Source organism: Herbaspirillum lusitanum P6-12 (genome assembly GCF_000256565.1).
Classification (GTDB): Bacteria; Pseudomonadota; Gammaproteobacteria; order Burkholderiales; family Burkholderiaceae_D; genus Herbaspirillum; species Herbaspirillum lusitanum.
Genome location: NZ_AJHH01000793.1, coordinates 1 through 6,214, shown reverse-complemented (window position 1 = coordinate 6,214; position 6,214 = coordinate 1). Strand labels below are relative to the sequence as shown.

Here is a 6,214-nt window from a genome sequence, read left to right as displayed (position 1 = left end):
CCGCGCGCGCGCGCGCGCGCGCAGCGCGTTCAGCGCGTCGTGCAGGATTTGCAGGTCGGGATTGCTCATGTGTTTACAAGTGAAGGGCGGAAACGGCGAACAGGCCGAGGACGCAGGCATAGCCGACGGTCCACGACAGCGAACGCAGGCTTGGCAGGTCGTTCAGGTAGAGCGCAGTATAGACCACGCGCGCGGCGATGAAGGCCAGCGCCAGGCCGTCGATCCACGCTTGCGCCGCGCCGGTTTGTTGGGCCGCCAGCACTGCCGCTGCAAAGAAGGGAAACGCCTCGAAGTGGTTGCGATGCGCATAGTCGGCGCGGCGGCGCAGGCCGGTCTGCTTGTCGAGCCAGGCGCGCGGCTCGCCGTTGTCGAAATCGCGGCGGCCGTACTTCGCCACCGATACGGTGAGGATGGGCAACAGGCCGGCGATCAGGATGCACCAGTAGGAAATTTCCATGTGAGCCTTATGAGCTTAAAGTTTCTTTGCTTCGAAGGTATTGCAGGCGCTGACCTTGCCTTCGGTGACGCCGCGCTTGAACCAGCTCACGCGCTGCGCCGAGGTGCCGTGCGTGAACGAGTCCGGCACCACTTCGCCGCGCGCCTGCCGTTGCAGGGCGTCGTCGCCGATGGCCGAGGCGGCGTTGAGGGCTTCCTCGACGTCGCCGTTTTCGATGATGTGGCGCGCTTCATTGGCGTGGTAGGCCCAGACGCCGGCGAAGCAATCGGCCTGCAACTCGAGCTTCACCGATAAGGCGTTGGCCTGTTTCTCGGACATGTTGCGACGGGCCTTGTCGACCTTTTCGGAAATGCCGAGCAGGTTCTGCACGTGATGGCCGACTTCATGCGCGATCACATAGGCTTGCGCAAAGTTGCCGGAGACGTTGAAGCGCTGCTTCATCAATTGATAGAAGCTGAGATCGATGTAGACCTTCTGATCGCCGGGGCAATAGAACGGCCCGGTGGCGGTCTGGCCGGTGCCGCAGGCGGTCGGTGTGGACCCGGAAAACAACACCAGTTTCGGTCGTACATACGTCGCGCCGCCGGCCTTGAAGATTTCACCCCACGTGTCTTCCGTATCGGCCAGCACGGTCGATACGAAGCGCGCCATCTGGTCGTTCGGCGGCGGCTTGTGCGCCGGCGCCGATTGCTGCACGGGAGCGAGTTGGCCGCCACCGCCGCTGAGCATGTTGATGACGGTCAGCGGATTGATGCCGAGGAAGTAGGACGCCACCAGCGCCACCGCGATGCCGCCGATGCCGATCGAACCGCCGCCGAAGGAAAAGCCGCCCCCGCCGCCACCCGAGTCCTCGCCGCGGCGGTCTTCCACGTTGTCGCTTTCGCGATTGCCTTCCCATTTCATGATGATTTCCTCTTTTGCTGCGTAAATGTCGGATAGGCGAGATTGTAATGGACCCGGCGCGGCGGCAATGGTTTCTGTTCCGACGCAAAGCCGGAAATCCGACAAGAATGAATTTCTGGCAGGAAATGCGGTCACTCTTGCATGAACCAAGGCGCGGCCATGCGTGGAAAGCATCGGGGCGGCGTCACCGCTTTCCGCAGCGGCAACTTCTGTGGGAATATCCCGCTATGCGTCCGCATCATCGCCGACATACCCCTGAATCATGAGCAGCATGGATGTCTTGCCGAGGCGTTGCCATGCAGACAACATCAATTTTAACGGGAGACTCACATGATCTTGTGGCTAGTGCTTTTCGTGGCGGGCGCCCTGGCGCTGATGATGATGCGCGCCGGCGCATGGACCTGGCTGGTGGCGGAGCTGGCCTGGATATGGATCGGCGGCACCACCGACCAGGCCAACGCCGTTGTCTGCATCCTGCTGGCGATCCTGTTGTGCGTGCCGACCCTGCTGGTGGCGATCACGTCGGTGCGGCAAACGCTGATCACGCGTCCGGCGCTCGACATCTTCCGCAAGATCTTGCCCGGCATGTCGGCCACCGAACGCGACGCCATCGAAGCCGGCACCGTCTGGTGGGACGCCGAACTGTTTTCCGGCAAGCCAGACTGGAACAAGCTGATGCAATTGCCGCCGCCCACGCTGACGGCCGAAGAACAATCCTTCCTCGACAACGAAGTCACGCAGCTGTGCGCCATGGTCAGCGACTGGGATACCTCGGTCGTGTGGCAGGACCTGCAGCCGGAAGCCTGGCAGTTCGTCAAGGACAAGGGCTTCCTCGGCATGATCATTCCGAAGCAATACGGCGGCAAACAGTTCTCGGCCTACATGCATTCGCAGGTCATCATGAAGCTGTCGTCGCGCTGTTCGGTTGCGGCGATTTCGGTGATGGTGCCGAACTCGCTGGGCCCGGCCGAACTGCTGCTGCATTACGGCACCGAAGAACAGAAGAACCATTACCTGCCGCGCCTCGCACGCGGCGAAGAGATCCCGTGTTTTGCGCTCACCAGCCCCTACGCCGGCTCCGATGCCGCAGCGATTCCCGACGTCGGCGTGGTCTGCAAGGGCGTGCACGAAGGCCGCGAAGTGATCGGTTTCCGCGTCACCTGGGCCAAACGCTACATCACGCTGGCGCCGGTCGCCACCGTGCTCGGCCTGGCTTTCCGTGCGCACGATCCCGATCATCTGCTGAGCGACAACAGCGAGCCCGGCATCACCTGCGCGCTGATCCCGACCAGCCATCCGGGCGTGGTCACCGGACGTCGCCACTGGCCGCTCAATGCGGTATTCCAGAACGGTCCGACCTCGGGCGAGAACGTCTTCATTCCGCTCGACTGGGTCATCGGCGGCCAGCCCCAGGTCGGCAAGGGCTGGCGCATGCTGATGGAATGCCTGGCGGCGGGGCGGGCGATTTCGTTGCCGTCGTCGAGTGTCGGCTTTTCCAAGATGGCGGTGCGCGGCACCAGCGCCTACACCGCCATGCGGCGTCAGTTCAAGATCGCCATCGGCAAGTTCGAGGGCATCCAGGAGGCGCTGGCGCGCATGGGCGGCAACCTCTACATGATGGACGCCACGCGCCGGCTGTCCTCGTTGGCGGTCGACGCCGGCGAGAAGCCGTCGGTGATCTCGGCGATCTCCAAATACCACGTCACCGAACGCGGCCGCATGCTGGTCAACGACGGCATGGACGTGATCGGCGGCAAGGGCATCTGCATGGGACCGGGCAATTTCCTGGCGCGCGTGTACCAGCAGATCCCGATCGCCATCACGGTCGAAGGCGCCAACATCCTGACGCGCTGCCTGATCATCTTCGGGCAGGGCGCCATCCGTTGCCATCCCTACGTCCTCAAGGAAATGGCCGCGGCAGCCGACGACGACCACGACCGCGCGCTGCAGGATTTCGACCGGGCCTTCTTCGGCCACCTGAGCTTCGTCGCGGCCAACATGGCGCGCTCGCTGGTGGCCGGTCTCAGCGGCGGCTTGCTGGCGTCGGCGCCCGGGCCCGACCAGGCGGCGGAAGAAACCCGCGCCTACTACCGCGCGGTGGCGCGCGTGTCGGCCTGCTTCTCGCTGCTGACCGACGTGTCGATGTTCGTGCTGGGCGGCTCGCTCAAATTCCGCGAGCGCATCTCAGGACGTCTCGGCGACGTGCTGTCGCAGCTCTACCTGATCTCGGCGACCCTGAAGCGCTACGAAGACGACGGTCGCCAGAGCGCCGACCTGCCGTATGTCGCCTGGTCGGTGCAGGACGCGCTGCATCGTGCGCAGGAAGCCATCATCGACGTGCTCGAGAACTTCCCCAATCCCTTCATCGCGTTTGCGCTGCGCATCTGGATGTTTCCTCTCGGCCTGTCGTTCCGCAAGCCGTCCGACCGTCTCGCCAGCGACGTGGCGCTGGCGATGCAGACCCCGGGCGCCGCACGCGACCGGCTGGTGGCGGACGCCTACCGGCCTGACTTCAGGACCGATCCGCTGGGCAGCGGCGAGCATGCCTTCGATCTGTTGCCGCAAGTGCATGAGATCGAAACGCGCCTGAAGCAATCGATGAAGGACGGCGTGCTGCCGGCGATGCCGCAGAGCCTGATCGAAATGCGGCGCTGGAATGCGCGCGCGATGGAGCAGGGCCTGATCAGCATCGACGAGCGCGTGGTGCTGGACGACTTCGCGCATTACGGCGACCTCACGGTGCAGGTGGACGACTTCGACGCCGGCTTCGACATGCAGGAGGCCGTGCAAAAAGGACAAGCGCCGGAAATCGTCATCAGCACATAAGGCGATATAGCGTGGCGGAGACGGGCTTTGTTCGGGTTTGCTTGACAGTCCGCACAGTCCGTCTCACCGGCCGGGCTGTTTCGGCAGGTCGTAACGTCGTATAATGTCGGTCATCATCGTTTAACAGGACGTCTGTGCCAGGCGTCGCTTCTTACTCCGCCTTTTATAGATACCTCATGTCCATTACGTCCACTACCTCGAACAGCATCGCCACCGAACAAAGCGCCTCGCCGCCATTCCGCTGGCTCAACCCTTACCGTCCCACCAAGTTCAACGTCATCGTCGGCCTCGGCATCGCCGCCATCGTGCTGGCGCTGATCAACTTGTTCGTACCGGGCGCGCTGGGCGCCACCGCCTACCTGTCGAGCATCGCCGCCGGCGCCGTCGCCTACGTGCTGGCCGAAGTGTTGCTGGTCACCATCGTCGTGGTGGGACCGTTCGCCGGGTTTGTCTACGGCGTGATCGCGTTTTTCTCGCGCTGAAAAACATCGTTCTGGACAAGGCCGCAAGCTTCAGGTTTGCGGCCTTTTTCATTTTTTGGACAATGATGTCGAAACCCGATGCCGAAATCCGTATTCCACGCGCGCAATAATTCATTGGAAACCCGCTCCCGCCCGGCATACCATGGCGGCCTCATCCGCGCGCCGCAATCCGGCGCCGCAGGTTCAACGCTTCAACCACAAGGACAACACATGCAAACACGCAAGCTCGCCCGCGACGGCCTGACCGTTCCCGAAGTCGGCCTCGGCTGCTGGCAACTCGGCGGCGGCTGGGGCGATCACTGGGATAACGACGTCGCCCAGCAGACGCTGGCGCAAGCCTACGCCACCGGCGTGCGCTTCATCGACACCGCCGACGTCTACGGCGACGGCGCCAGCGAACGTTCGATCGGCCAATTCCTGACTTCGCACAAGGACCTCACCGTCGCCACCAAGCTGGGGCGCGGCGCCATCTATCCGGACGGCTACAGCCGCGAGGCGGTGCGCACGGCGACGCAACGCTCGCTCGAGCGCCTCGGCGTCGACAAGCTCGACCTGACGCAATTGCACTGTGTGCCGCCGGCCGTGCTCAAGGACGGCAAGATTTTCGACTGGATGCGCGAACTGCGCGACGACGGCCTGATCACGCGCTTCGGCGCCAGCGTCGAAACCGTGGAAGAAGGCCTGCTGTGCCTGGAGCAGGAAGGCATGACTTCGCTGCAGGTCATCTTCAACATTTTCCGCCAGAAGCCGCTGGCGGATCTGTTGCCGCAGGCGCGGCCTGCTGAGCGGCAAGATGACGCGCGCCACCACCTTCAAGCCGGACGACCACCGCAACTTCAACCGCGACGGCCAGCAATTCAATGTCGGCGAAACCTTCGCCGGGCTTGAGTTCGCCACCGGCGTCGACCTGGCGCAGGAAATCGCCGCGCTGGTCCCGGCCGGCATGAGCATGCCGCAGATGGCGTTGCGCTGGATCCTCGACCACGACGCCGTGTCGGTGATCATCCCGGGCGCGAGCTCGCCGGCGCAGGTGTTGTCGAACGCCGGCGCATCGGCCTTGCCGCCGCTGCCGGCAGAACTGCACCAGAAGCTGGCGACGCTGTATCACGACAAGATCCACGCAGCGATTCGCGGACCTTATTGATCCTTATTGATTCAGCCGCCCAAAAGAAAAAGCCCGCGACCGCAAGGCCGTGGGCTTTTTCATGGCCAGTTGAACGTCAGCGTCAGAGCTTGAACACGCCGACCACCTTCACCAGGTTGTCGCCCTGTTGCTGCATCGACTTCGACGCGGCGGCGGCTTCTTCCACCAGCGCGGCGTTCTGCTGCGTGACTTCGTCCATCTGCGTGATGGCCAGGTTGACCTGGTCGATGCCTTCGCTCTGCTCGTGGCTGGCGACGGCGATTTCCTTGATCATGTCGCTGACCTTGCGGATGCTGTCGACCACTTCGCTCATGGTCTGGCCGGCTTGGCCGACCAGGTCGGAACCGGCGTGCACTTCCTGCACCGAGCCGTCGATCAGCGATTTGATTTCCTTGGCGGCGG

General features: G+C 63.6%; 7 protein-coding genes. 4 read left to right on the top strand and 3 right to left on the bottom strand.

Features of this window, described 5'->3' with window-relative positions; genetic code table 11:
• Window positions 1–73: 73 nt before the first annotated feature.
• Together HLUSI_RS0125565 and ypfJ are read right to left on the bottom strand one after the other, a co-directional pair.
• Entirely contained in the window at window positions 74–457 is a 384-nt protein-coding gene (locus tag HLUSI_RS0125565) for an MAPEG family protein (RefSeq protein WP_016836633.1), read from the bottom strand.
• A gap of 15 nt (window positions 458–472) precedes the next feature.
• Window positions 473–1,360, bottom strand: coding sequence for a KPN_02809 family neutral zinc metallopeptidase (ypfJ, locus tag HLUSI_RS0125560; protein WP_016836632.1), 888 nt, complete (start codon window positions 1,358–1,360; stop codon window positions 473–475).
• A gap of 330 nt (window positions 1,361–1,690) precedes the next feature.
• Here ypfJ and HLUSI_RS0125555 point away from each other — a divergent pair, with 330 nt between their 5' ends.
• The 4 genes from HLUSI_RS0125555 (at window position 1,691) to HLUSI_RS34740 (ending at window position 5,812) form a co-directional block, all read left to right on the top strand.
• The gene (locus HLUSI_RS0125555; RefSeq protein WP_016836631.1) at window positions 1,691–4,186 is read left to right on the top strand and encodes an acyl-CoA dehydrogenase; all 2,496 of its coding nucleotides are present in this window, start codon (window positions 1,691–1,693) and stop codon (window positions 4,184–4,186) included.
• 176 nt (window positions 4,187–4,362) lie between these two features.
• Window positions 4,363–4,668, top strand: coding sequence for a hypothetical protein (locus HLUSI_RS0125550; RefSeq protein ID WP_016836630.1), 306 nt, complete (start codon window positions 4,363–4,365; stop codon window positions 4,666–4,668).
• A 210-nt stretch (window positions 4,669–4,878) separates the two neighbouring features.
• Window positions 4,879–5,556 (top strand): aldo/keto reductase, encoded by a 678-nt coding sequence (locus HLUSI_RS30730; RefSeq protein ID WP_202946947.1) that lies wholly within the window; start codon window positions 4,879–4,881, stop codon window positions 5,554–5,556.
• Entirely contained in the window at window positions 5,462–5,812 is a 351-nt protein-coding gene (locus tag HLUSI_RS34740; protein ID WP_202946946.1) for an aldo/keto reductase, read from the top strand. Before HLUSI_RS30730 ends, HLUSI_RS34740 begins: the two co-directional genes overlap by 95 nt.
• Before the next feature lie 82 nt (window positions 5,813–5,894).
• Here HLUSI_RS34740 and HLUSI_RS30725 read toward each other — a convergent pair.
• On the bottom strand, window positions 5,895–6,214 hold a 320-nt coding region (locus HLUSI_RS30725; protein WP_040503915.1), incomplete at its 5' end, for a methyl-accepting chemotaxis protein.